Source organism: Streptomyces sp. NBC_00250 (assembly GCF_036192275.1).
GTDB lineage: Bacteria > Actinomycetota > Actinomycetes > Streptomycetales > Streptomycetaceae > Streptomyces.
This window is the reverse complement of sequence record NZ_CP108088.1, coordinates 1,735,073-1,755,969: the sequence shown is the minus strand read 5'-3', so window position 1 is coordinate 1,755,969 and position 20,897 is coordinate 1,735,073. Positions and strand designations below refer to the sequence as shown.

Genomic DNA, 20,897 nt, shown 5'->3' with positions numbered 1-20,897 from the left:
ATCACCCCCGCCGCCTGACCCGCCCACCACGAAGGAGACCCCGTGCCCGACCTGTTCGCCGGCCCCGGAGGCATCGACGTAGCTGCCCGCCAGCTCGGCATCCCGCTCACCGGGATCGAGCGGGACCCCGGTGCTGTCGCCACCCGCCGCGCGGCCGGACTGCCCACCATCCACGGCAACGTCCGCGACTACCGGCCCGTCGACTGCGACGAGAACGTCCTTGCTGCCGGCCCGCCCTGCCAGACCTTCAGCATCGGCGGCACCGGCAAGGGCCGCGCCGTCCTCGACCTCCTCGTCGACACCGTGCAGCTGGCCGGGGACCGGCTCTGGGTCACGACGCCCGCCACGCTCGACGAGCGAACCGCCCTCGTGCTGGAGCCGCTGCGGTGGATCCTCGACGCCATCCGGGACCGCCACCCATACCGCGCGATCGTCCTGGAGCAGGTCCCCGCGGTCCTGCCGATCTGGCAGGCCTACGCCAAGGTGCTGGAAGCCCGCGGCTACCACGTCGCCTGCGGGGTCCTGAACGCCGAGGAGTACGGCGTACCCCAGACCCGGAAGCGCGCCGCCCTGGTGGCCCGCCTGGACGGCCCCGTGGCCCTGCCCGCGCCGACGCACCGCCCGTACCGGAAGGGTGTCCCGCGGTGCGACGGCGACCCGGCCCTGAAGCCGTGGGTGTCCATGGCCGACGCGCTGCCCGGCCGGAGCCCGTTCACCGTCGTGTCGAACTACGGCACCGGCGGAGACCCCAAGGCGCGCGGCCGACGCGACTGCGACGAGCCCGCGTTCACCGTCACCGGAAAGATCAGCCGCTTCCGGCTCGTCGACGCCGACGGGCGTGAGCTCGAACGGTTCAGCCACGCGGAGGCCGGCCAACTCCAGGGCTTCCCTGCCGGCTACCCGTGGTCCGGCCGCGACATCTCGCAGCAGATCGGCAACGCCTGCCCGCCGCCGCTCGCCCACGCGCTGCTCACCGCAGCCGCCGCCTGACCCGCCCACCACGAAGGAGACACACGACATGACCAGCACCCAGCCCCACACCGTCGACACCAACCTCGGCCCCATCGGCGTCGAGGCGACCGAGCCCGCGCCCGGCCTCCGTGTCTTTTCGCTCCCCACCAACGTCAGTCCGGACTCGCCGTACCGCTGGATCCTCGCCCACCACGACGGCCCCGCCCTGGCCAGCTTCGAGACCGACGACGCCGCCAAGCGCGCAGCTGAGCAGGTCGGTGCGCTCGTCGACTGGACGCGTAACGCCATGACCGTGGCCAACCTGCTCGGCCCCGGCGGGATGAACGACCTCATGGAGCAGCTCCGCAGCGCGGGCGGCCAGCACCCGAACGCCTGATCACGCAGCAGGTCCCCCCGCAGGCAACGCGGGGGGACCGGTATCCAGCATCCCACCACCCAGGAGCAGACCATGACCGAGCCGTACTACGTCGACGAGGCGGCGACCCTCCACCTCGGTGACAGCCTCGACATCCTCCCCACCCTGGCCGACGCCAGCATCGACGCGATCATCACCGACCCGCCTTACGAGATTGGCGTAGCCGGCCACGCCTGGGACTCCACCGGCATCGCCTACTCCGTCCCTCTGTGGACCGAGTGCCTGCGCGTCCTCAAGCCCGGCGGACACCTTCTCGCCTTTGGGGCCCCGCGGACCTACCACCGCATGGCCGTCGCCGTTGAGGACGCCGGATTCCGCATCATCGACCAGCTCGACTGGATCTACACCCACGGCAAGCCGAAAGGCACGGACCTTGCCCGCGCGATCGACCGGCGCCGCGACGACCGCGAGCAGGTACTGCAGGTCACCGCATGGCTGAAGGCGGCCCGCGACGCGGCAGGTTGGACCAACGCCCGGCTGAACGACCTGTTCGGGTTCGCCGCTGGCGGGCAGTCCCAGCACTGGACCACGCAAGGCGTTGCGGCCACTGTGCCGACCCGCGAACAGTGGGAACGCCTTGTCGATGCCCTTTGTCTGGATGACTCCGAAATCCGCCCCCTGGTGGAAGAACTCTGGGCGCGGAAGGGCACGGTCGGCGACGCGTTCGGTCAGCGTGAGGTCATCAGCGAGCAGCGTGGAACGGTGCGAGACACGGGGCACTACAAGGGCTACTCCGGGCACCGCGTCAAGTCCCGTGCCGCGTCCAACGAGGCCCGCCGCTGGGAGGGATGGAACACCACCCTGCGGCCCGCGCACGACCCGATCCTCCTCGCCCGCAAGGGAACCGGATTCGACACCCTCACCGCCTCCGTCCTCAAGCACGGCACCGGCGGCCTGAACGTGGCCGCCAGCCAGGCGTCCGGCGGCGGCTGGCCGACGAACATTCTCCTCGGCCACGACTGCCCGCCCGGCCGGTGCTCGTCCGGGTGCCCCGTCCGCGAGACCGGGGCCGCGGCCCGCTCCTTCCCTGTCTTCCGCCTGGAGTCCCGTACCCCGGCCACCGAACGCGTCGAGGTCGACGGCGTCCACCACGACACCCCCAAGCCCCTCGGCCTGATGCGGTGGCTCGTCCGCCTCGTCACCCCGCCCGGCGGTCTGGTCCTCGACCCGTTCACCGGCTCGGGCACCACCCTCCTCGCGGCCCTCGACGAAGGCGCCCGCGCGATCGGCATCGAGCAGTACGAGCCCTACGCCCGCATCACCACCGCCCGGCTGGACGCCCGGCATCCCAGCCTCTTCGACACCGCCTGACCGTCTCGTCTCCATTCCCGCCCCCACACCCCGCACGGGGGCGGGCCCAACCCGACAGGAGCCTTACGCCGTGACCACCTGGACCGTGGAGGACGAGCGATGACCCAGCCCACGCCGTGCCCGCACTGCCCCGACGGCCACGCCCCCGCCGACCGTGGCAGCCAGCCCTGGGCCGTCTGGGTCTCCGAGCACCGCGACGGAGACGGCCAACCCACCATCCTCATGGTCGCGCGTACCGGAGGAGCCCACGTGGCCGAGTCCGACGCCGAATGGATGCGGGCTCGCCTGAACGGACGGGACCGATGACCCAGCCCACGGACCGGCCCGGCATCGACCACATCACCAGCGACGGACTCGACCAGCTGTACGCGCGGCTGGACCAGGCCGAGCTCGACGCCGAGCAGCAGGAACGTAACTACCGCGCCCTGATGAACGAGCGGACCAGCTACCGCGAGGGCTGGAAGTACGAGCAGCAGCGCCGCGCCAAGGCCGAGGCCACCCTTACCGCCATCCGCGACGCCTTGATGAACCAGAGCTACCTCACCAGCCTCGACGAGACCATCCGCGCCGTCCTTGACCAGCACGGCCAGACAACTGCCTAACCCCAGACACCAACCGGGGCGCGTCCACCAGGCGCGCCCCACCCCGCCCAGGAAGGAGCAGGCATGAGCATCCAAGGCGAGCTGTGGACCGAAGGGTGGATCGCCGAAGCCGACGAGCAGGCGGCGCGCGACCTCCACGCCGAGCCGGAGTGGCCGCTGGCCGAGCACGGGCGGTCGTGCAGCCGGGCCGACATACCGCACCACCGGGCCGTCGACGACGTGCGCGTGACGGTGGAGGCGCTGTGAGCACTCCGCGATTCGGTCAGCCCCTGGGCGCCCGGGAGACCCAGGTCCTCCTGCTCGTGAGCGACGGGCTGAGCTACGGCGAAGCAGCGAGCAGGCTGCAGCCGAAGGTCTCTGAGAACACGGCCAAGGCTCACATGCAGAACGCCTTCATCAAGCTCGGCGCCAGGAGTGCAGCCCACGCCGTCTTCCTCGCCTGCCAGGCCGGGATCCTCGACGGCCGGCCCCGGCGCCACGGCGACCACGCCGGCTACGAAGCGCACCGGCGCCGCGGCGAGACCATCTGCGACCTCTGCCGGGCAGGCGAACGAGCCCACCGCAAGGCCATGAAGAAGACCAGCAAGCAGAACCGGGAGGCAGCGTGAACCCCAACTCGACCCCACTGGAAGGGCTGCACGCCCCTGTGGCGGCCTCTGGCGTCGAATCCAAGGATGGATGCGCCGACGCTGCGAACGGCCCGCAGGCGGCCACTCAGGACCCCGACCCCCAGGCCGTCATCCTCGACGCCATCTCCACCGCCCTCAACGCCGCCGGCTACTGGCTGCCCATCGAAGGCAAGCGAGCCGTCGCCGATGCAGTGCTCAAGGTGGGCGTCGACGAAGCGCGCGCCACAGTCGAGCGAGTCCGGGAGGCCGTGGCCATCGCCGACGACACCGACGTCACCGACTGGCAGCGCGGCTACCGAGCCTGCGTCGGGCGGGTCCTCGCCGCCCTCGACGGGCCCAGGGAGGCGCCGTGACCAAGCCCTACCGGATCCTCATCACCGGCTCCCGCGACTGGGACGACGTCACCACCATCGGGGCCGCCCTGGAGCAAGCCCTGATCGACGCTGGGGCGCGATCCGTCCTAGTGGTCCACGGCGACTGCCCCTCCGGCGCCGACTGGCACGCCGACCACTACGCCCGCTGGCTGCGAGGAAAAGGCTGCGACATCGACGTCGAACAGCACCCCGCCCAAGGCCACCCAACCGAAGACTTCGGCCCCTGGCCCGGCGCCGGCCCCCGCCGCAACCGCCACATGGTCAGCCTCGGCGCCGACCTCTGCCTCGCCTTCCTCGGTCCCTGCACCAGCCCACGCTGCCGCCGGCCAGAGCCGCACCCGTCGCACGGCGCGAGCGGATGCGCCGACCTCGCCGAAGCAGCCGGCATCCCCACCCGACGCTTCACCGCCTGACCGCCCCGCCCGCACCAGCACCGCCGCAAGGAGATCGCCGTGAACGAGTCCAACCACTGCACCGGATGCCCGCGCGAACTCCGCGACCACGAGGCTGGCCGGTATCTGTGTCGCCCCTGCGAGGACCGGGTCGCCGCCGCCCTCAACGACATTCCGGTCCGCTACCAGAAGCTCGGCAGCCTCCTCCACCGCGGCGCCAGCACCGGACCGGCCGTCTCCGGCAGCAAGAGCGCCCCCGTACCGCTGAGGCTCGACGTGCTCGAGATGCAGCTGGAGAAGGGCCCGATCCTCGGCACCCTGCAAGCCTGGGTACGCGACTGGGAGTTCTACGGGCATGCCGAACTCCACGAGACCGGCAGCCTCCAGGAACGCGTCGCCGGCGCCTGCGGCACCCTCCGTTACAACCTGCGCTGGGCCGTCGAGCAGCACCCCGCAGTCGACGAAGCGGCCTACGAGATCGGCCTCGCACACCGAGCCCTCGTCGGCATCACCAGCGGCGAGAAGCCCGCCCGGCACGTCACCGTTACCTGCCCCTGCCAGCAGCCCCTGCGGATCACCCTCGGCGTACAGGCACTCACCTGTCCTGGATGCCGCACCGAGTACGGGCACGGCGAGATCCTGCGGCTGCCGCTCGCGGAACGGCGGGCCGCGGCGTGAGCGACCGCCAGCCGATCGAACGCATCGGCAACAAGATCCCGATACGTACCGACCGCAACGGCCGCGCCTGGATCAAAGCCTCCGACGTTGCCCTACTTCTCCGGGCCATCGCGAGAGGCTGCCGCGAGTACGGCGACAACCCAGCCTGCGACCTCCACACTGCCGCAGCAGCCATCGACACCGAAGCCGACACCATCGAATGCCGGGCCATCATGCAGACCCGGTGAAGGAGACCTCATGAGCACGATCACAGCACTCGCCTACCGCACGAAGCACCGCATCGACAACCGCTGGTGGGACTTCCTCGCCGTCCTCAACGGCTACTGCAACGACCGGCCCGTCAAAACCGGCGTCCCCGGCCAGGGGGGCGGCTACAGCCACACGCGGTGCGCCCTCCCTCGCGGCCACGACAGTGTTCACCGCTCGCGGAACTACGTCTGGGGCGAGAACGGCAAGACCATGTACCTCCCCGTCGAGGACTTCCCCTCCCAGCCGTGGGGGCGGCACCCGACCAGCACGCTGCGGCAGGCCCGCAACGCCCGCCGCTGGCATGCCGAGCAGTCCGCACGTAGAAAGTTCGTCCGCCTCGACCGAGGCGAGCCCTACTGACCGGCTACTCCCCAGGCAGCCGCCGCGCCAGGTCCGTCGCGAGCTGGCCGGCCGCCGCACCCCGCGGCGACAGATCCAGCTGCTCCAGCAGGAACAGATGCCGGACCACCTCACGGGCCTCCGCGGCTGTCAGCAGAGGTAGGCGAGGGGTAGGCGGATAGTCGGCGGTGACAGGCTCGGGAGACTCCACGCAGAGACAACCCCGGCAGAGGCCAGCAGGACACGATGAAGCCCGCCACCCGATGGGGTGGCGGGCTGCTGATCAGAACTTGCGCGCGCAGGCGAGGCAGACCTGCGACCCATGCCACTGCTCCAGCCTGGCCGCCGCCTCCGCGGCATTCCGGTACACGACCGCGCCCCAGCCGACAGCGGCCACGACGACAGCCAGGCCCAGCCCCACCGCGCCCGACGCCGCTGTCGCGATGCCGAGCACCACCACGGCCACCGACGCCCAGTAACTTGCCGCCTCACCGGCCGGCGGCGCGTACCTCGCCTTCAAGGGCGACTCAGCCGGAAGCGACTGCCAGTAATGCGGAAGATCTACAACGTTCGGCGAACCACATCCGCCCTGCGGGCAAACGACCACACCAACCCCCTGAACGTCGGCAGTGAACCACCGCACGATGCCCGCTCGGTTGGGCGTCGACAACCTCACCGCCGGCGATGTGGCCAGCGCCACAACTCGGCAACCACTACGGCCCCGTTGGGCACTGCCCGCGCAAACAAAGGCCCGCCACTGACTGCAGTGGCGGGCCTGTTTGGCGTGCTTGAAGTCAGACGCGGAGCGTCTCGTCGAGGTACTCCTGCACCGGCTCGAACAGCCCCCACGGCACATAGGTCGGGATCTCCTCGAGCCGGATCCACGCGACCTCGGCCAGCTCCTCCTCGTCCGCGACGCGCGCCTCACCGCCGACGACCTCGCACGCGACGTAGGACATGTGCCGGCCGGTCTGCGGGTGGACACGCTCACCGAGGGACCGGACCGCCTTCACCTCCAGGTCGACCTCTTCGGCCGTCTCCCGGACCGCGGCCTGCTCCGGAGACTCGCCAGCCTCGATGCCGCCGCCCGGGAACGCCCACAGGAGCTTCCCCTCCCGCTCCCGCCGCCTGATCATCAGGACGCGGTCGCCGTCCGTAATGATCGCGGTCGAGATGCCCTGCTCGGTCGTCGTCTCGGTCATGCCAGCGCCTCCAGAATCGGCGGGAAGATCTGCTGCTCAGGGATGAAGCGGGTCAGGTCAGCGCGCGGCACCCACGCCACGTCGCTGTTCTCGTCGGGGTCCCGGTTCTCGGCCTCGCCCATCAGATACTCGGCCAAGTGGTACTCCACGAGCACCCCTGTTTTTGGGTGGACGCGCTCGCCGAGCTGCTGCCGGACCGCGCACCGAATACCGGTCTCCGCGCGGGTCTCTTCGACCGCCACCACGGCGCCGGTGCGACCGGGCTTCACGGTGCCGGCCGGGAACTGCCACGACAGGGCGTCGTCGCCGCGGCGGCAGACCAGCAACACCTCGGCGCCTCTGGTCACGACCGCGACCGCCACACGGAAGGCCTGGGCCTGAGCAGCCATAGGGGTCGGGCGGGATAAGGCTGCGAAGCGACGGATCACCGATACAGAGGCCCTTTCGTAGGCGGTGTCGAGGAGCTGCTGGGTGTCGTTCTTCGGGACCATGTCCGGCGCGCTGTGCCAACTGGCTACGGTGCGGACCCCGACGTCGAGGTGCTCAGCGAACTGCTCATTCGTCATCCTGAGGGCCTGCTGCAAAGCGCATGCTGTGCGGCCGGTCCACGTCACGACTTCCACTGTCCGCCCCTCGCGCGATCGGATTCGAGGTCTTGCACTGTCGCAGCACCGTAGGCGCACTGACACTGCCCTGCTCGCTCATGGCAGTTGAGCCGTCAAGTCGGTTGACTACAGGGCATGCAGACAGTGCTTCTACCTGGCGGCACGCGAGATTTGCTCGGCTCGCGAGCCTGTCACGCCGAGCAGCTTGCCGACCTGATTCCAGGAGCGGTCGACGTACAGCTCCTTCGCGACGTCGGCCTTGATCTCCTTGAGAGAAAGATCGAGCCGCGCCTCAAGCTCTTTGACCGCTTCGTACCGCTCGACGGCGTCGCTGATCTCCTTGAGCGCAGCGATGAGCGCCCTCTCTGCGGTGTCCACGGCATCGGTCATGACACGAGAGTAAGGGGCAACCCGAGCCACTTCAAGCAGCTGCTTGACGTGGGCTACGCGACCCCCTACATTCATCTTCAGCGAGGGAATCCAAGCGCCGCTTGGAACCCCTCGGTCGTCCACTCTCACCAGGTTCAGCCTGCGGACGGCGCTACAACAAAAAACGGGCTGGACGCTGCGACTCTCACCTCGCAGGCCAGCCCTACCACGAGGAATCTCTGAAGGGTCACCCTCATGGCTACGCAACAGCTTAGCGGCACCCGTGTGCCCGCTCACTCGAACACCCTCACCGTCGACCGTCTGCTCTCGGCCCCGCTGGCCGATCTGCTGGACGAGGTCGACGCCAAGATCGTCGACTCGTCGGTGACCGACGAGATGTTCTTCGGGCAGGTCGTGAAGCCCCGTACCGGCACCGCGCTGCTGTGCATGCCGGCGGGCCGTTCCGCCTTCGAGCGGGACACGATCGCCCGGATCCTCGTCGGCAAGCTGCTGGGTGCCCCGTTGTGCCCGGTCCCGCCGTCGCTCGACGTCCGCACCTTCGGCGGCTCCCAGTGAGCGCCGCCCCCGCGGTCGAGGCCGCCACGGTCGTCCCGCAGCGTCGCCTGGTCGCGGCCGGCATCAAGCGCGGCTCCGCCGACTTCTCGGTCGAGTACCCGCAGATGTCCGCCGCCGACAAGGCCGCGCACGCCGCCGCCACCCACGTCCGCACCCAGCCGGCCCGGTGATCGCCGTGTCTCAGATCGCCGAACAGCAGGCCGCTGACGCTCTCGCCCAGCAGCGCATCGCCGCCGCCGAGGCCGCCGCACGCGACGCCGAGGCCGCCCGCCTGGCCCGCCTCGCGGCCGAAGCGCAGCGCTAGCACCCCCTCTACTGCCGGGGCCGGCAGTCCAACCCCCTGCTGTCGGCCCCGGCGCTTCACCGCCCCCTTCCCGCACCTCTGCCACGAGGAGATTCGCCATGCCCAAGCTCGTCCTCATCCCGTCCGATGGCCCGTCCGAGCAGCAGCTCGCCGAGATCGAGGCCGGCGTCCGCGCCAGCGTCATCACCGACTTCCTGAAGGCCCGAAGCCGTGGCGACAGCCTCGCCCAGCTGGAGGCCGAGTATCTGGCCGCGCAGATCGACCGGTCCACGCCCGACGGCCCGCGGCTCTCCGACGAGCTCGACGCCCTCCGCCAGTCCACCGCCGCCTGAAGGAGCCCTGCCATGAGCAACCGCCCCGCAGAGAAGTCCGACGGCTTCGCAGGCAGCCGGCCGTTGAGTCGGGCCAACGAGCGCATCGGCAACAACGCCCGCGGCTCCGAGCACCCCAGCACGACCCGCAAGCCGAACGGGCCCAAGGCCTCATGAAGCTGCCTGAAGGCCCGGCCGTGACCGACATCAGCGCCGGCCAGGCCCTTGCCGCGGCCTGTGAAGGCCTCGCCGTCCTCGCGCTGGAGAAGCGACAGGCCGGCAGCACCCCGGAGACCGACGCGCAGCTGGACGCCCTGCTCGCCGCCGCCGCCGTCATCGCCCAAGACATCCGAGAGGACGCCTGATGCAGATCACCCCGTACAAGCTCGACGCCAAGCACCAGGCCGGCCTCGAACGCGTCGAGAGGGTCGCCGACAACTGCTCCGGCATCGTGATCCGGGAGCTCCGCGAGCGTACCGGCCACGTCGACATCCTGGTCACGAGCCGCCGGCACTTTGCCGAAGCCGTCATTTCGGCCGAGCAGCAGGCCGTCGACGTGGGTCACAGGCCACTGCTGGATGACGGCTACGACAACTGGGGCTTCACCACTGTCTCCAGCCGCGGCGCCGTGCTCGTCGTCGACGTCGAGTCCTGCCGCAGTGACCGCGAGATCGACCGGACCCTCATCCACGAGCTCGTGCATGCCGCGCAGTTCCGCAGGTCCGGGATCCGGGACCTCGTCCTCGCCGGGCTCCGCAACAACTACGGCATCCACCAGCTGGCCAAGTCCGAGGCGAAGCGCCTCAACCGGCAGATCGCCGCCCACGAGCGCGAGGCCGGCCGCTACGAGCGTTTCGCCCGCCAGCTTCGCCACTTCCACTAACCCCGAAAGGAGCCCGTCATGGGCCTGTTCAGCCGCAAGCAGGAGCCGAAGGGCTACCAGCCCACCGATGCGGAGATCGTCGACGCCGCCAAGAAGCTCAACGCGGGCAGCCACCACGCCGCCTGGGATCTGGCCCTTCACTCCGTCGACTACCGGCAGCAGACCGCGATGCGCATCCTCGCTGCCTCCGTCGACTACCCGCCCGAGGAGAAGTCCTGATGGGCAACGTCTGGCGTGACGCCCGCAGCATCAACGACCTCGGCCAGAACATGGCCGGCTGGTTGGAAGGCCGGATCCCCTCCTGGCCCGGCTACCTCTCGGAGGAGTTCGGCGCGGAGGAGACGGACGGTGCCCGGCACCTGGTACCGACGCTCATCGCCGCCAACCGCGCCGGGTTCGTCACCACCTGCTCCCAGCCCGGCGAGATCGGCGGAGGCTACCGGCAGCGGGCCTGGGTCGAGGGTGTCGTTCATGACCGCAGCCCGCTCCTTGGCCGCCTCCTCAGCCTGCAGGGCCAGGGGCTCACCGTGGTCCGTGGCTGGCCGAAGCGGCAGATCGTCCTCACCGAGGATGCCGGCCGCCCGTACACGACGATCGGTGGCTGGAGGATGCGCCGCAACGACATCCACGCGACGTGGCGTGGAGTCGGCGGCCAGGCCCTTCGTGAGCTGAAGGAGCACGGCGCCAAGCTCCACATCATCGACACCGAATGGGGCCGCGACGACCGACTGTGGCCCGCGTTGTTGGGAGCGGTCCGGTGATCTCGATCAGCATCGACTGGCGGCAGTTCGTGAAGCAGCTCCAGGGCTACGCCTTCTTCGGCTGCTTCGCCTGGATCTTCGGTCCGCAGGTCCCCGCCTGGCTTCGAGTGCTCCTCGTCGTCCTCGCGGTCGCCTCCGCTCTCGCCATCAGCGCCGAGCCCGCCACCCTCACCGCCCGCCTCATCAAGCCCGGCCCCATCCCGCCGCAGCGCACCCCCGCCTAGACCCTGAAGGGAATGATCGCCGTGAGCGCCACGTCGTTCACCGAGCAGTCCGCGAACGCGGAGAAGACACGGATCGAGGCCCAGAGCGCTGCGGCCGACGCCGAGGCCGCCCGCCGGCGGCGCGAAGCCCTCGACGCCCCCAAGCTCGCCGCCGCCCAGGCCCAGGCCGAAGAGATCAGGCGCAACGCCCAGGCCGCCGCCGAAGCGAAGGAGAAGGAGCGCGTCGAGGAGCTCGCCACCGAGCAGGCCGAGCACCGGCGCAAGCTCGCCGGGAAGAAGCTCGACACGAAGGCCGCCAAGGCAGTCAAGGCGTTCGCGATCGTCTGCTTCCTCGTCGCCCTGCCGCTGCAGATCCGGGCCTTCTACGACCCGGAGCGGCTGTGGAACGTGGCTCTGCCGATCATGCTGGAGTCGGCGGCCTGGGTGACGCTGCGTCTCGTCGAGGCCGCGATCGCGAACCGGCGGGTCGTCTGGCCGTACCTGGCCGCCACCGCGCTGTTCGCGTCGATCGCCGCCACCATCAACATCGCCGACGGCGCCCTCCACCCCGAGATCGGGCTCATCTTCGGTCTCGTCGGCGGCCTCGCGTCACTCGCCGGCCCCGGCGTGTGGACGATCCACAAGTTCGGTGACCGGGCCAAGCACGCCCAGGCCACCCGCGCCGAGCGGAAGACGGCCGAGGCCGCTGCGAAGAAGGCGGAGCTCGACCTCGCGGCGAAGCGGGTCGACGCCGACTCCAAGCGGCAGATCGAGAACGACCGGCGCGCCGCACACGAAGCGAAGGTCGCCGCCGACAAGGCGGCCGCCGACGCCGCCCTTGCCGCTCAGGACGAGCAGCGCCGCACCCTCTACCCGGAGGCGTGGGAGCAGTACGAGCGGATCCTTGCCGCGGCCCCGCTCGGCACGATCAGCCGGGACCGGGCATGGGACGAGGCCCGTCGCGCCGCCGCCCACCTCGACGTCTGGGCCCGCTACCAGATCCTCACCCTGAACGCGCCGGCCAACACCAGGTCGAGCGACCTGTGGGCCGAAGCCTGGCGGTCCGTGAAGGGCCTGCCGATCGGCCAGACCATTGAGACGCTGAGCGCCGAACTCGCCGCCCGCGAGTACGTCGAGCAGGTCGTCGCCGAGCGCATGACCGTTGCCAGCCACCTCGCCGTCGAGGAGCTCCTCACCGACATCTTCGGACGCGGAGGCGAGGGCGGCGGAAGCCCCGCGAAGGGCGCCCCCAAGAAGCCGTCCGGCGGCCCCGCCAAAGGTCCCGGAGCCCAAGGGGGAATTGAGAAGGAGGGTACTTCCCCCTCTGGCCGCAAGGACGCCACGGAGCCCCTCAAGGACTCCGATCTGGAAGCCGCCCGCGAGCTTTACGACGCGTCCCCGGCACTGTTCTCCACCCCCGCCGTCGCCAAGCTCATCGGCCGGTCCGACACCTACTCGAAGCGCATCCGCGACGCCGTCAAGTCCGAGAAGAGCTGAGGACTCGCCATGACCACCGCAGCCCACCCCACGCAGCCCGCAGAGCGGCCGACGCTCTCCATCGTCAAGGACAACACCGACCAGCCCGTCGAGGGCACGGTCGTCGAGCACCAGGGCGGCGCCGTCACCACCCGGCCGACGTGGCTGACCGCCGTGTACGAGCACGCCCTCGACAACCGGCTGTACGCGCCGCAGATCGGCCGCGGCTACGCCCATCTGACCCGAAACTGGTTCCACGCGCACCGCGACTACTGGCCCCAGCAGATCGCCACCGCCGAAGCCGACCTCGCAGCCGCCGCCGACTCCGCCACCCAGAACAAGGCGCGGGCCCAGTTGGAACAGCACCGCGCCAACTACTGCCACCACCGTCGCATCCACAGCCTCAAAGCCGGCGGCTGGGGAGTCGCAACCCTCGCCAGCGCCGGAGTCGGCACAGTGTTCGGCGGCGCCCTCTTCGACATCGGGCTCGGGCTTGCCGCACTCGGACTGGGTGCCTGGAAGGGCCGGGCAGGCGCCACTGCACGGCGTGCGCCCCTGAGCCCCAACCTCGCGCCGAGCGGCGAGACCACGTCCGGCATCGCGCCCACCGCAGGCGACGAGAAGGTCCTGGAGGTTCTGAAGAGGCTCGGGTTCGAGGCCGAGATCATCGAGCCGCTTACCCGGCAGGCCGACGGGACCTCGACCATGACCGTGGACCTCGACGACACCGTCACCGCCCTCAAGAGCAAGACCGAAGCCCTCGCCGGCGCCCTCAAGCGGGACATCACGATGGTCGACGTCAGCAAGGGCGCACACGCCAGCCAGGCCAAGATCTGGCTGGCCGACACCGACCCCTTCGCCACCACCCGCCGCACCCCCCTCCTCGACCAGGTGATGCCGCTCGACTCGTGGCGAGACGGCATCCCCATCGCCTACAGCAAGCGCGGCATCGCCATCCGCATCGCGCTCACCAACCAGAGCACCGTCATCGGAGGCCGCAGCCGCTCCGGCAAGGGCGTCGGCGCCTCCAACCTCATCGTCGGCGCCGCAATGGACCCGCTCGTCAATCTGCGAATCGTCGCCGGCAAGCACAACGGCGAATGGGACCCCTACGCCCGCACCGGCGTTGCCGCCACTTACTTCAAGCCCAGCCCCGAACGTCTCCTCGCCCTCCTCCAGGGCCTCCTGGCCGACAAGGACCGACGCGAACGCGACCTCGGCAAGCTCGCCAAGTCCAAGCTCATCCACGACCTCATCCATGAGATCGGCGGGATCGAAGTCCTCGTCATCGACGAGCTCGCCACCTACACCCGGCCCGGCAAGCGACTGCGCGACGAGATCCTTGCCGCCATCGAGGAGCTGTCGCAGGTCGCCCTCGGCGCCGGCATCCTCCTCGTGCTCATCACCCAGTACCCCGAGGTCGAGGTCCTGCCGCAAGCCATCAGCATGAACTGCGGCACCAAGTGGGCCATGTTCGTCGAGAACGCCAACCAGTCCAACGCCATCCTCGGCGCCGGCCAGGCCGGTGCCGGCCGGGATGCCTCCAAGTTCGACCCGCCCAGGCCCGGGCTCGGCTGGCTCGTCGACCCGTTCGCCGGAGTCACCGACCTCGCCCGGTCCTTCGACCTCGACGAGGACGAGCGCGGCGAGATCTCCGTGCTCCTCAAGCGGGCCGCGGCCTTCCGTGAGGCGGCGGGCAGGCTGGCCGGACAGTGGGACGACCCGATCGAGCGCTACCTGGTTGAGAAGACCGGCCTGTCCTCAGCGGCCGGCGGGCCCGACCGCACCGGCACCCCCGGCCGGATCGGCGGTTCGAAGAGCAGTGAGCTGCTCATCGCCCGAGTCATCGACGTGCTGACCGACGCGAAGGCCGACCGGATGAAGACGGAGCCGCTCGTCGAGGCACTGCGTGACCGCTGGTACCCGGAGCTGACTCCTGACCGGTTCAAAGAAGCGATGAAGGATGCGGGCGCCGGCAGCCCGGTCACCCTTGGCCCGATCGGCGAGGACAAGAACCCGCGCGGCTTCAAGCTGCGGGCACTGACCTCTCTACACCGCCCGTAATGCCCTGATCATCCCCTGCTCAGCCCTGCTCAGGAACGCATAACCCCAGGCCAGGGCCGCTCAAGGAGCTGCTCAGAGGCTGCTCAGCCCGAGCGGTCGAGTGCTCCTGAGCAGGCCCTGAGCAGGCCGCTGAGCACCCCTGACCTGCGCCTTAGCGACGCCCCCATGCCACTGAGCACCCGAAATCACCCCATACGTCCCTCATCTGAAAGGAGACCCGGACATGCCCCTCAAGCCCCACTACCTCCCCACCCGAGCCGACGCCGCAGACCTCGCCCGCGATGCCCAGCCCGGCGACCGGCTCTACGCCATCAACGGCGAGTACATCGTCACCGCCGACACCAGCCCCGTCTTCGGCAGCCACCTCGTCCGCCCCGCCGACAGCGCCCCCGGACCCGGCTCCATCACCCTCGCCCAACTCCTCGCCCACTGCGGCGGCATCTTCACCCAGCCCCTCAACCACGCCTGACCCAACCCCCGAAAGGACCACCGACATGAGCCTCAAGTACCAGTACCGCGCCACCCGCGGCGGCAAGAAGGACCTCATCCGCGACGCGCGGCCCGGGGACACCGTCTACGTCATCAACGAGCACTCCGACCGCGGAATGAGCTACTCGGTACGAGTCGTCACCAACGAGAGGTCCTGGCCCTCCGGAGTCCTCATGGTCGAGTGCCCCGCCACCGGCGCCACATGGAGCATCACCCAGCTCCTCGCCAGCGAACGCGAGGTCTACGGCCAGCAGCCCGCCGGCCTTCCGAACCGAGCCGCCAGGGTCCGCCACGCCGACTACAACCAGGACGCCGAGCTCGCGCGGCAGGAAGTCTCCGACCGCCTCGTCGACTCGAAAGCCGTCGACCTCGCGCAGCACTACAAGCGCCTCGCCCGCCGCTGAGCCTGACGGCTGCCTGTCCGCCCCCGCGACCACCACGGACCGGGGACGGGCAGGGAGCCGGGACAGGCCCGGACCAAACCGAGAGGAACCCCATGGACACCCCGACCCTTCACGGCCTGGAACTCTCCCACGGCGACCACGTGGGCACCGACATCCAGCCGGACTGCTGCGACCAGGACATGACGCCGAAGCCGCCCGCCCGCGACATGCACACGTTCAAGTGCGACAGCTGCTCGACCGTCGTCGTCATCGACAGCCAGGGGCTCGTCTTCGACATCCGCTGACCACCAGTAGAACCTCACCTAAGAAGCCCCGCCATGGCCGCGTCCACCGCCACCCGCCCCGCCGATCTGACGGTCGACGCGGCCACCCTCATCGCCGACATCGAGGCCTACCTCGCCGACCAGGCCCCGCGGACCGCGCACCCGCTCGTCACCAAGACCACCGCCGAACTCGTCGCCGAGGCCCTCGCCACGCCGCCGGCAGCCTCCGAGCAGCAGGCCCCGACTCTCACGGCCCCGAACCGGCTGTGGCGGATCATCCCCGACTGGGCGCTCGCCCTCACCCCCGCCCGACGACTCCACGGCGCCGGACGCGCCATCACCGTCACCCAGCACCTCGAACTCACCGCGCTCGTCATCCAGCAGTACGGATGGCACCGCGGCGCACTCCGATCCCGCGGCGGCGCACGCTGCATCCTCGGCGCCCAAGCCGTCCTCTACCGGCTCGGCTACGGCGACGAAGCGACCGCTGCCGCCGCCGGTCAGCAGATGCAGAACGTGCTCCGCCGCCGCGGCATCGACGAGCCCTACCACCGCTGGAACGACAGCTCGCAGCGCACCCTCGACGACGCACTCCACCTCATCCGAGAAGCCGTCACCAACACGCGACAGGAGAACAGCTGATGGCAACCCGACGGATCACCCTCTACATCGCCAAATGCGACCTGTGCGGCCGCAGGGCAGACGACGACGAATACGCCATGTACGGAGACACTCCCGAGGAAGCAGTCCAGCAAATGACCGGCAACACCGCCGACGACGGAGGAGGGTGGACCATCGACCCCGTCGGCCGCCTCGTCTGCAATCTCGTCAAGGACGCCGCCCACGAAGACGTCCATGCCGCCGCCGGGAAGCGCATGAGCGCGTGTGCCATGAGCGTCGGCTTCGCCAGCAACTAGCTGCCCGAATAGCTCTGAGCTATGAAGGCCGCCAAAAGAATTGCTTGACTCTATGATCTGGGCGAACGTACCGTTTGCTCAATCGGAGCTTTGCGCCTACTGAGGCCGCCCACGCTGGGCGGCCTTTCGCATACCCCCGCGGAGGTGACCGTGCCCTCCCTCGCCCTCGTCGACGAAGAAGCCGCCGCCCACTACGCAGGCAGACCCCGCGTCACCATCCGCAGATGGGCCCACGAAGGCCGCATCCAGCGATACGGCAAGGGGCGAGGGCGAGTTCGGTACAACGTCTTCGAGCTCAACCCAGCCATCCGAGACGAAGACACAGGCGAGATCCTCGAAGCGGGAAGCCCGCCGCCGCTGCCTTCCCGATCAGCAGCCGCATAGGTAGAGGAGCCGACGATGGCCAACATCGTTTTCAACGTCTCGCTTGGGCGTGTGGCATCGCTGGCCGCCCTCCCCGCAGCCAGCGATGCGCTCATCGCCGTACCGCTGGAAGCCACCGGCCTGGTCACCGACGCCACCATGCGCGACTACGACGACCTCAGCGCCCTCCTCGCCAGCGCGTCCAACGAGCAGACGACGATGGGCCGCAAGACCCTCACGGGCGTCACCGTCACCGTCGACGACACCAACGACAGGGTCGCCGTCGACTGTGCGGACATCACGTGGACTGCGGCCACCGGGAACGCGGTCGGCGCGGTCGTCATCTGCTACGACCCCGACACGACCACGGGAACGGATGCCGACCTCATCCCGCTGACCAAGCACGATGTGACGCTGACCCCAGACGGGAACAACTTCACGCTGACCGTCAGCGACTTCTACCGCGCCAGCTCCACCGCGTGACGGCCGGCTTACCGACGGAGGCGGGAGGTCGCCGTGGCCAGCTTCACTGACGACTTCAACCGCCCCGATTCCGCCGACCTGGGCTCCGGCTGGGTGCAGGTGTCCGGCTTCTGGTCGATCGCCTCCAACCAGCTGTCCCCGGGCTCGGACGGCGGGACGATCATCCTGCGTGCGGCCGACCCCATGGACAGCAGCGACCACTCCGCACAGGTCACGATCACGGCCACGACAGCAGCCAGCCACGGCATATGGTGCCGCGGCAACTCGAACATCAGCTCCGGCTACCTGTGGCGCAACGACGGCACAAGCTGGGATCTTTTCAGCGTCGTCAGCGGCACCTTCACCTCCATCGGCAGCTACGCGGCAGCCGCGGCCCCGGGCGACGTCGCGAAGCTGCAGGCCGTCGGCTCGACGATCAAGGGCTTCGTCAACGGGGTCGAGCGCGTATCGGTCACCAACACCGCCGTGACGACCGGCACCAGCGTCGGCATCCGCACCATCTCGTCCGGCTCGATCCGATTCGACGACTTCACTGCCAGCGATGTGGTCGCCGGGACCGCGCTGACGGCCGCCGCGGAGACCAACAGCGCGCAGGCCCTGACCGGCACCAAGGCGCTGACGCTCGGGCCCGCGGCGGCCACCGAAGCGGCACAGTCCACCGCCGGCAGCAAGACGGCCTCAGTCGCCTACGCAGCCGAGGCCGCCTCAGCGCAGCCCCTCGCCGGCGCCAAGACGCTACTGCTGCCCGCCGCGGCTGAGAGCGAGACAGCTCAGCCCCTGGCGGGCGCCAAGAGCGCCGCGCTCGGTACCGCGATCGAGACCGGCACCGCCCGGCCCCTGACCTCCGCCGGCGCCACGGATGCCCTCGGCGTCACCGTCGGCACCCCACGCAGCCTATGGACAGCAGGCCAGGCACAGCCGTCCACCTGGAGCGCGGGAACCCCGCGGACATAGAGGGGGCCCGGTGGACCACAGCAGCCTGCAAGAGCTCCTCACACCCGTCACCGCGCGCACAGACCCGACCGGCTACACCGTCCGCGTGGCCGTCATCCCCGACGGACAGCGCCCAGAGTCCGGCGACTGGCAGGAAGCCGAGTGGGTCACCATCGGCGGCCTGCCCTATGCCAGCCTGCTCGTCGGTCCCGGCGGCGCCGTACAAGTGAGCCGCGGCCCCTACCGCACATGGGTCGAGATCACCGCGCCCCCTGAGAAGCCCGTCGTCGCCAGCCCGACCTTCCATGTCACCTGATCGCCCTGGTGCCTAGGTCACAGCACGGCTACACCCGCCTTCAGCAGCCGTTCGTTCCGGCAGCCTGACCCGATGAACACCAGAACCGTCACCTCCACCCTCGCGGCCGCCCTGCTTCTCAGCCTCACCGCCTGCAGCAGCGAGGCCGGCCCCAAGCCACCGGCGTCCACCACCACGACGCCAGCGCCGTCCACCACCACCGACACCGAAGCCGCCGCACAGGCCTGCTCCGACGCCGTCTACGCCGCTGTCCAGGCCGCCGGGACTGGCAGCGACGACTTCCCCAAGCCGGCCGAGTGCGCAAGCATCAGCGACTCCGACTACCTCGATACCGTCTTCGCCGTCCTTCAGCAGTCCAACAAGGAAGGCCGGGACGCGCTGAAGGAGGCGGCCGAGGACGCCGCGTCTGCAGCCACGCCGAGCCCCTGAACGACGAGGAGGGCGCCCGTGGCCAGCAACCCACGCAACGGGCGCCCCTACCGCCGCCTCACCGCCTACCAGCGCGGCCTCGGCCTCCCCTGCTGGTGGTGTGGCCACGAGATCGACTACCGCATCACTGGCGAAGAAGCCAAGCGCTCCAGCTGGGCGTTCACCCTCGACCACGCCCAGCCAATCAGCCTCGGCGGCAACCTCCTCGACCCAGCCAACGCACGCTCGGCCCACCGCCGCTGTAACTCGGCCCGCGGAAACCGGACAACCGCCAGAGCGCCACAGAAGGCCTCGCGAAGGTGGTGACAGGATGTGACGCTCTACGTGGTCACCGGCCCGCCAGCCGCGGGCAAGTCCAGCTGGATCGCCGCCAACGCCCGAGCGTGCGACATCGTCATCGACCTCGACCGCATTGCCCTATCCCTCGCCGGCCCTGATGCACCCCAGTGGCGCCACGACCCCACCCTCCTCAAGGTCGCGCATCGCGCTCGCTTCGCGGCCATCGACGAGGCTCTGCGCCACCGTGAGGCCGTCGACGTCTACCTCATTCACACTCAACCGAGCGCTCGCGCGACCGCGAAGTACCGGCGCCACCAGGCCCAGTTCATCACCATCGACCCTGGTCGCGACATCGTCATGCAGCGTATCGCCGACATGCGAGACGCAGCGATGACCGCCGTCGCCACCCGCTGGTATCGCGAGGCAGCCAAGCGGAGCAGCAGTCACAAGACCACTCGGCAGGCCTCTCGCAACTGGTGATCAACGCCAGGGAGGGGGGTGCTTGGGCATCGTGAAATCCAGGGTGCGGGCGACCCAAATGCCCTTGTCGCTCAGACTTTTGCGCGGCCAATTTTGAAAGATCAACTTCCCCAGTTTGACAAACCGGGTAAATAGCGACTCTCCGTAGTCGTCACTGTGTGTCACCCTCATTGATCACCCGCTCCTGATCACAGCGGGCAGGAAGGCCCGAGTCTCCCGGCTCGGGCCTTCCGCATTTCCGGGAGGTCCTGTGTCCTTGACGAAGCCCTTCACCTGTGTCGACTGCGGCGCTGTCGGCGAACAGTCAACGCATGGGCGTGACCGTAGGCGCTGCGCCGACTGTTTGACCGCCTTTCGGTCCCACGGTGAGCGGAAAGGGCGCTGCAACGACCGGCCCTGCTCCGCCTGTGGCGCTCCCTTCAAGGCGCGGTCAGCTGCTCAGCGTTGGTGCTCTCAGAGGTGCGCTGCTTCCAACAAGTCGGGCGCTGGCCCGCGTGGCCGTTCTCCGGAATCGTTGGAGCGTCAGCGCCTGTACTGGCAGGCGAAGAATCGACGCCGGCGTGCAGCAAAGCGTGGCGGTGTCTCGGAGCCGTACACGCTGGCACAGATTGCAGAGCGCGACAGGGGGCTGTGCCGGCTCTGCGGCAAGCCTGCGGCGATGGATGAGCGCGTACCGCACCCGAAGGCACCGACGATCGACCACGTCGTGCCTGTCTCAGAGGGCGGGGACGACACCCGCGCGAACGTGCAACTGGCGCACTTCGTGTGCAACAGCGCGAAGGGGCCCCGGGGTAGCCAGCAGCTGGCCCTGATCGGCTGAGGGGGC

Annotated in this window: 40 protein-coding genes; 36 read left to right on the top strand and 4 right to left on the bottom strand. The window is 69.8% G+C overall.

Features of this window, described 5'->3' with window-relative positions:
* The first annotated feature begins 42 nt into the window (after nucleotides 1-42).
* From OG259_RS07790 to OG259_RS07735, 12 genes are all read left to right on the top strand, one after another.
* A complete protein-coding gene (locus tag OG259_RS07790; RefSeq protein WP_328941570.1) occupies nucleotides 43-990 on the top strand; it encodes a DNA cytosine methyltransferase in 948 nt (315 codons plus the stop codon).
* A 28-nt stretch (nucleotides 991-1,018) separates the two neighbouring features.
* Complete coding sequence (locus tag OG259_RS07785) at nucleotides 1,019-1,348, top strand: hypothetical protein (protein WP_328941569.1); 330 nt, start codon at nucleotides 1,019-1,021, stop codon at nucleotides 1,346-1,348.
* Nucleotides 1,349-1,420: 72 nt separating this feature from the next.
* Nucleotides 1,421-2,698: a DNA-methyltransferase gene (locus OG259_RS07780; protein ID WP_328941568.1), complete on the top strand. Its 1,278-nt coding sequence runs from the start codon at nucleotides 1,421-1,423 to the stop codon at nucleotides 2,696-2,698.
* A gap of 99 nt (nucleotides 2,699-2,797) precedes the next feature.
* The gene (locus tag OG259_RS07775; RefSeq protein WP_328941567.1) at nucleotides 2,798-3,004 is read left to right on the top strand and encodes a hypothetical protein; all 207 of its coding nucleotides are present in this window, start codon (nucleotides 2,798-2,800) and stop codon (nucleotides 3,002-3,004) included.
* On the top strand, nucleotides 3,001-3,300 hold the full coding sequence (locus OG259_RS07770) for a hypothetical protein (RefSeq protein WP_328941566.1): 300 nt from the start codon (nucleotides 3,001-3,003) through the stop codon (nucleotides 3,298-3,300). The genes OG259_RS07775 and OG259_RS07770 overlap by 4 nt, the downstream gene beginning before the upstream one ends.
* A gap of 63 nt (nucleotides 3,301-3,363) precedes the next feature.
* Nucleotides 3,364-3,546 (top strand): hypothetical protein, encoded by a 183-nt coding sequence (locus OG259_RS07765; RefSeq protein ID WP_328941565.1) that lies wholly within the window; start codon nucleotides 3,364-3,366, stop codon nucleotides 3,544-3,546.
* Nucleotides 3,543-3,908, top strand: coding sequence for a response regulator transcription factor (locus OG259_RS07760; protein ID WP_328941564.1), 366 nt, complete (start codon nucleotides 3,543-3,545; stop codon nucleotides 3,906-3,908). The genes OG259_RS07765 and OG259_RS07760 overlap by 4 nt, the downstream gene beginning before the upstream one ends.
* On the top strand, nucleotides 3,905-4,282 hold the full coding sequence (locus tag OG259_RS07755) for a hypothetical protein (RefSeq protein WP_328941563.1): 378 nt from the start codon (nucleotides 3,905-3,907) through the stop codon (nucleotides 4,280-4,282). The genes OG259_RS07760 and OG259_RS07755 overlap by 4 nt, the downstream gene beginning before the upstream one ends.
* Nucleotides 4,279-4,716: an SLOG family protein gene (locus tag OG259_RS07750; protein ID WP_328941562.1), complete on the top strand. Its 438-nt coding sequence runs from the start codon at nucleotides 4,279-4,281 to the stop codon at nucleotides 4,714-4,716. Before OG259_RS07755 ends, OG259_RS07750 begins: the two co-directional genes overlap by 4 nt.
* 39 nt (nucleotides 4,717-4,755) lie before the next feature.
* The gene (locus tag OG259_RS07745; protein WP_328941561.1) at nucleotides 4,756-5,373 is read left to right on the top strand and encodes a hypothetical protein; all 618 of its coding nucleotides are present in this window, start codon (nucleotides 4,756-4,758) and stop codon (nucleotides 5,371-5,373) included.
* A complete protein-coding gene (locus OG259_RS07740) occupies nucleotides 5,370-5,600 on the top strand; it encodes a hypothetical protein (protein ID WP_328941560.1) in 231 nt (76 codons plus the stop codon). Before OG259_RS07745 ends, OG259_RS07740 begins: the two co-directional genes overlap by 4 nt.
* 10 nt (nucleotides 5,601-5,610) lie before the next feature.
* Entirely contained in the window at nucleotides 5,611-5,982 is a 372-nt protein-coding gene (locus tag OG259_RS07735; RefSeq protein ID WP_328941559.1) for a hypothetical protein, read from the top strand.
* 262 nt (nucleotides 5,983-6,244) lie between these two features.
* Here OG259_RS07735 and OG259_RS07730 read toward each other — a convergent pair whose 3' ends face one another.
* From OG259_RS07730 to OG259_RS07715, 4 genes are all read right to left on the bottom strand, one after another.
* Nucleotides 6,245-6,427, bottom strand: a complete 183-nt coding sequence (locus tag OG259_RS07730; RefSeq protein ID WP_328941558.1) for a hypothetical protein — start codon at nucleotides 6,425-6,427, stop codon at nucleotides 6,245-6,247.
* A gap of 328 nt (nucleotides 6,428-6,755) precedes the next feature.
* A complete protein-coding gene (locus tag OG259_RS07725) occupies nucleotides 6,756-7,163 on the bottom strand; it encodes an NUDIX hydrolase (protein WP_328941557.1) in 408 nt (135 codons plus the stop codon).
* Nucleotides 7,160-7,786, bottom strand: a complete 627-nt coding sequence (locus tag OG259_RS07720) for an NUDIX hydrolase (protein WP_328941556.1) — start codon at nucleotides 7,784-7,786, stop codon at nucleotides 7,160-7,162. Before OG259_RS07720 ends, OG259_RS07725 begins: the two co-directional genes overlap by 4 nt.
* A gap of 132 nt (nucleotides 7,787-7,918) precedes the next feature.
* Complete coding sequence (locus OG259_RS07715; RefSeq protein ID WP_328941555.1) at nucleotides 7,919-8,158, bottom strand: hypothetical protein; 240 nt, start codon at nucleotides 8,156-8,158, stop codon at nucleotides 7,919-7,921.
* A gap of 234 nt (nucleotides 8,159-8,392) precedes the next feature.
* Between OG259_RS07715 and OG259_RS07710 the strand changes: the two genes are divergently transcribed.
* The 24 genes from OG259_RS07710 (at nucleotide 8,393) to OG259_RS07595 (ending at nucleotide 20,891) form a co-directional block, all read left to right on the top strand.
* On the top strand, nucleotides 8,393-8,713 hold the full coding sequence (locus OG259_RS07710) for a hypothetical protein (protein WP_328941554.1): 321 nt from the start codon (nucleotides 8,393-8,395) through the stop codon (nucleotides 8,711-8,713).
* A complete protein-coding gene (locus tag OG259_RS07705) occupies nucleotides 8,710-8,883 on the top strand; it encodes a hypothetical protein (protein WP_328941553.1) in 174 nt (57 codons plus the stop codon). Before OG259_RS07710 ends, OG259_RS07705 begins: the two co-directional genes overlap by 4 nt.
* A gap of 5 nt (nucleotides 8,884-8,888) precedes the next feature.
* A complete protein-coding gene (locus OG259_RS07700) occupies nucleotides 8,889-9,017 on the top strand; it encodes a hypothetical protein (protein ID WP_328941552.1) in 129 nt (42 codons plus the stop codon).
* Nucleotides 9,018-9,115: 98 nt separating this feature from the next.
* Nucleotides 9,116-9,349 (top strand): hypothetical protein, encoded by a 234-nt coding sequence (locus OG259_RS07695; RefSeq protein ID WP_328941551.1) that lies wholly within the window; start codon nucleotides 9,116-9,118, stop codon nucleotides 9,347-9,349.
* A gap of 12 nt (nucleotides 9,350-9,361) precedes the next feature.
* The gene (locus OG259_RS07690) at nucleotides 9,362-9,505 is read left to right on the top strand and encodes a hypothetical protein (RefSeq protein ID WP_328941550.1); all 144 of its coding nucleotides are present in this window, start codon (nucleotides 9,362-9,364) and stop codon (nucleotides 9,503-9,505) included.
* Nucleotides 9,502-9,693, top strand: a complete 192-nt coding sequence (locus tag OG259_RS07685) for a hypothetical protein (protein WP_328941549.1) — start codon at nucleotides 9,502-9,504, stop codon at nucleotides 9,691-9,693. Before OG259_RS07690 ends, OG259_RS07685 begins: the two co-directional genes overlap by 4 nt.
* A complete protein-coding gene (locus OG259_RS07680; RefSeq protein WP_328941548.1) occupies nucleotides 9,693-10,211 on the top strand; it encodes a hypothetical protein in 519 nt (172 codons plus the stop codon). The genes OG259_RS07685 and OG259_RS07680 overlap by 1 nt, the downstream gene beginning before the upstream one ends.
* 18 nt (nucleotides 10,212-10,229) lie before the next feature.
* Entirely contained in the window at nucleotides 10,230-10,430 is a 201-nt protein-coding gene (locus tag OG259_RS07675; RefSeq protein ID WP_328941547.1) for a hypothetical protein, read from the top strand.
* Nucleotides 10,430-10,972, top strand: a complete 543-nt coding sequence (locus OG259_RS07670) for a DUF6919 domain-containing protein (protein WP_328941546.1) — start codon at nucleotides 10,430-10,432, stop codon at nucleotides 10,970-10,972. Before OG259_RS07675 ends, OG259_RS07670 begins: the two co-directional genes overlap by 1 nt.
* Entirely contained in the window at nucleotides 10,969-11,196 is a 228-nt protein-coding gene (locus tag OG259_RS07665; RefSeq protein ID WP_328941545.1) for a hypothetical protein, read from the top strand. The genes OG259_RS07670 and OG259_RS07665 overlap by 4 nt, the downstream gene beginning before the upstream one ends.
* 21 nt (nucleotides 11,197-11,217) lie before the next feature.
* Nucleotides 11,218-12,672 carry a hypothetical protein gene (locus OG259_RS07660; protein WP_328941544.1) on the top strand — a complete coding sequence of 485 codons (1,455 nt, stop codon included), beginning with the start codon at nucleotides 11,218-11,220 and terminating at the stop codon, nucleotides 12,670-12,672.
* Nucleotides 12,673-12,681: 9 nt separating this feature from the next.
* A complete protein-coding gene (locus tag OG259_RS07655) occupies nucleotides 12,682-14,715 on the top strand; it encodes a hypothetical protein (RefSeq protein ID WP_328941543.1) in 2,034 nt (677 codons plus the stop codon).
* A gap of 223 nt (nucleotides 14,716-14,938) precedes the next feature.
* Nucleotides 14,939-15,184, top strand: coding sequence for a hypothetical protein (locus OG259_RS07650; RefSeq protein WP_328941542.1), 246 nt, complete (start codon nucleotides 14,939-14,941; stop codon nucleotides 15,182-15,184).
* Between the two features lie 25 nt (nucleotides 15,185-15,209).
* Entirely contained in the window at nucleotides 15,210-15,608 is a 399-nt protein-coding gene (locus OG259_RS07645; RefSeq protein ID WP_328941541.1) for a hypothetical protein, read from the top strand.
* Nucleotides 15,609-15,700: 92 nt separating this feature from the next.
* Complete coding sequence (locus OG259_RS07640) at nucleotides 15,701-15,892, top strand: hypothetical protein (RefSeq protein WP_328941540.1); 192 nt, start codon at nucleotides 15,701-15,703, stop codon at nucleotides 15,890-15,892.
* Nucleotides 15,893-15,925: 33 nt separating this feature from the next.
* On the top strand, nucleotides 15,926-16,513 hold the full coding sequence (locus OG259_RS07635) for a DUF6197 family protein (protein WP_328941539.1): 588 nt from the start codon (nucleotides 15,926-15,928) through the stop codon (nucleotides 16,511-16,513).
* Nucleotides 16,513-16,788 (top strand): hypothetical protein, encoded by a 276-nt coding sequence (locus OG259_RS07630; RefSeq protein WP_328941538.1) that lies wholly within the window; start codon nucleotides 16,513-16,515, stop codon nucleotides 16,786-16,788. Before OG259_RS07635 ends, OG259_RS07630 begins: the two co-directional genes overlap by 1 nt.
* 399 nt (nucleotides 16,789-17,187) lie before the next feature.
* Nucleotides 17,188-17,634, top strand: a complete 447-nt coding sequence (locus OG259_RS07625) for a hypothetical protein (protein WP_328941537.1) — start codon at nucleotides 17,188-17,190, stop codon at nucleotides 17,632-17,634.
* Between the two features lie 33 nt (nucleotides 17,635-17,667).
* Complete coding sequence (locus OG259_RS07620) at nucleotides 17,668-18,588, top strand: hypothetical protein (RefSeq protein ID WP_328941536.1); 921 nt, start codon at nucleotides 17,668-17,670, stop codon at nucleotides 18,586-18,588.
* 10 nt (nucleotides 18,589-18,598) lie between these two features.
* The gene (locus tag OG259_RS07615; RefSeq protein ID WP_328941535.1) at nucleotides 18,599-18,883 is read left to right on the top strand and encodes a hypothetical protein; all 285 of its coding nucleotides are present in this window, start codon (nucleotides 18,599-18,601) and stop codon (nucleotides 18,881-18,883) included.
* Nucleotides 18,884-18,955: 72 nt separating this feature from the next.
* A complete protein-coding gene (locus OG259_RS07610) occupies nucleotides 18,956-19,312 on the top strand; it encodes a hypothetical protein (RefSeq protein ID WP_328941534.1) in 357 nt (118 codons plus the stop codon).
* An 18-nt stretch (nucleotides 19,313-19,330) separates the two neighbouring features.
* The gene (locus OG259_RS07605; protein WP_328941533.1) at nucleotides 19,331-19,618 is read left to right on the top strand and encodes an HNH endonuclease; all 288 of its coding nucleotides are present in this window, start codon (nucleotides 19,331-19,333) and stop codon (nucleotides 19,616-19,618) included.
* Nucleotides 19,619-19,624: 6 nt separating this feature from the next.
* Nucleotides 19,625-20,071 (top strand): hypothetical protein, encoded by a 447-nt coding sequence (locus OG259_RS07600; RefSeq protein WP_328941532.1) that lies wholly within the window; start codon nucleotides 19,625-19,627, stop codon nucleotides 20,069-20,071.
* 514 nt (nucleotides 20,072-20,585) lie between these two features.
* A complete protein-coding gene (locus OG259_RS07595) occupies nucleotides 20,586-20,891 on the top strand; it encodes an HNH endonuclease (protein ID WP_328941531.1) in 306 nt (101 codons plus the stop codon).
* Nucleotides 20,892-20,897: the final 6 nt, after the last annotated feature.

What these genes read in the sequence shown, in the direction of transcription:
- OG259_RS07695 (WP_328941551.1), top strand. Translation starts at nt 9,116, where the DNA reads ATGCCCAAGCTCGTCCTCATCCCGTCCGATGGCCCGTCCGAGCAGCAG.
- OG259_RS07770 (WP_328941566.1), top strand. Translation starts at nt 3,001, where the DNA reads ATGACCCAGCCCACGGACCGGCCCGGCATCGACCACATCACCAGCGAC.
- OG259_RS07670 (WP_328941546.1), top strand. Translation starts at nt 10,430, where the DNA reads ATGGGCAACGTCTGGCGTGACGCCCGCAGCATCAACGACCTCGGCCAG.
- OG259_RS07645 (WP_328941541.1), top strand. Translation starts at nt 15,210, where the DNA reads ATGAGCCTCAAGTACCAGTACCGCGCCACCCGCGGCGGCAAGAAGGAC.
- OG259_RS07780 (WP_328941568.1), top strand. Translation starts at nt 1,421, where the DNA reads ATGACCGAGCCGTACTACGTCGACGAGGCGGCGACCCTCCACCTCGGT.
- OG259_RS07650 (WP_328941542.1), top strand. Translation starts at nt 14,939, where the DNA reads ATGCCCCTCAAGCCCCACTACCTCCCCACCCGAGCCGACGCCGCAGAC.
- OG259_RS07735 (WP_328941559.1), top strand. Translation starts at nt 5,611, where the DNA reads ATGAGCACGATCACAGCACTCGCCTACCGCACGAAGCACCGCATCGAC.
- OG259_RS07785 (WP_328941569.1), top strand. Translation starts at nt 1,019, where the DNA reads ATGACCAGCACCCAGCCCCACACCGTCGACACCAACCTCGGCCCCATC.
- OG259_RS07690 (WP_328941550.1), top strand. Translation starts at nt 9,362, where the DNA reads ATGAGCAACCGCCCCGCAGAGAAGTCCGACGGCTTCGCAGGCAGCCGG.
- OG259_RS07775 (WP_328941567.1), top strand. Translation starts at nt 2,798, where the DNA reads ATGACCCAGCCCACGCCGTGCCCGCACTGCCCCGACGGCCACGCCCCC.
- OG259_RS07625 (WP_328941537.1), top strand. Translation starts at nt 17,188, where the DNA reads ATGGCCAACATCGTTTTCAACGTCTCGCTTGGGCGTGTGGCATCGCTG.
- OG259_RS07715 (WP_328941555.1), bottom strand. Translation starts at nt 8,158, where the DNA reads ATGACCGATGCCGTGGACACCGCAGAGAGGGCGCTCATCGCTGCGCTC.
- OG259_RS07630 (WP_328941538.1), top strand. Translation starts at nt 16,513, where the DNA reads ATGGCAACCCGACGGATCACCCTCTACATCGCCAAATGCGACCTGTGC.
- OG259_RS07710 (WP_328941554.1), top strand. Translation starts at nt 8,393, where the DNA reads ATGGCTACGCAACAGCTTAGCGGCACCCGTGTGCCCGCTCACTCGAAC.
- OG259_RS07655 (WP_328941543.1), top strand. Translation starts at nt 12,682, where the DNA reads ATGACCACCGCAGCCCACCCCACGCAGCCCGCAGAGCGGCCGACGCTC.
- OG259_RS07725 (WP_328941557.1), bottom strand. Translation starts at nt 7,163, where the DNA reads ATGACCGAGACGACGACCGAGCAGGGCATCTCGACCGCGATCATTACG.
- OG259_RS07685 (WP_328941549.1), top strand. Translation starts at nt 9,502, where the DNA reads ATGAAGCTGCCTGAAGGCCCGGCCGTGACCGACATCAGCGCCGGCCAG.
- OG259_RS07680 (WP_328941548.1), top strand. Translation starts at nt 9,693, where the DNA reads ATGCAGATCACCCCGTACAAGCTCGACGCCAAGCACCAGGCCGGCCTC.
- OG259_RS07640 (WP_328941540.1), top strand. Translation starts at nt 15,701, where the DNA reads ATGGACACCCCGACCCTTCACGGCCTGGAACTCTCCCACGGCGACCAC.
- OG259_RS07610 (WP_328941534.1), top strand. Translation starts at nt 18,956, where the DNA reads ATGAACACCAGAACCGTCACCTCCACCCTCGCGGCCGCCCTGCTTCTC.
- OG259_RS07675 (WP_328941547.1), top strand. Translation starts at nt 10,230, where the DNA reads ATGGGCCTGTTCAGCCGCAAGCAGGAGCCGAAGGGCTACCAGCCCACC.
- OG259_RS07765 (WP_328941565.1), top strand. Translation starts at nt 3,364, where the DNA reads ATGAGCATCCAAGGCGAGCTGTGGACCGAAGGGTGGATCGCCGAAGCC.
- OG259_RS07635 (WP_328941539.1), top strand. Translation starts at nt 15,926, where the DNA reads ATGGCCGCGTCCACCGCCACCCGCCCCGCCGATCTGACGGTCGACGCG.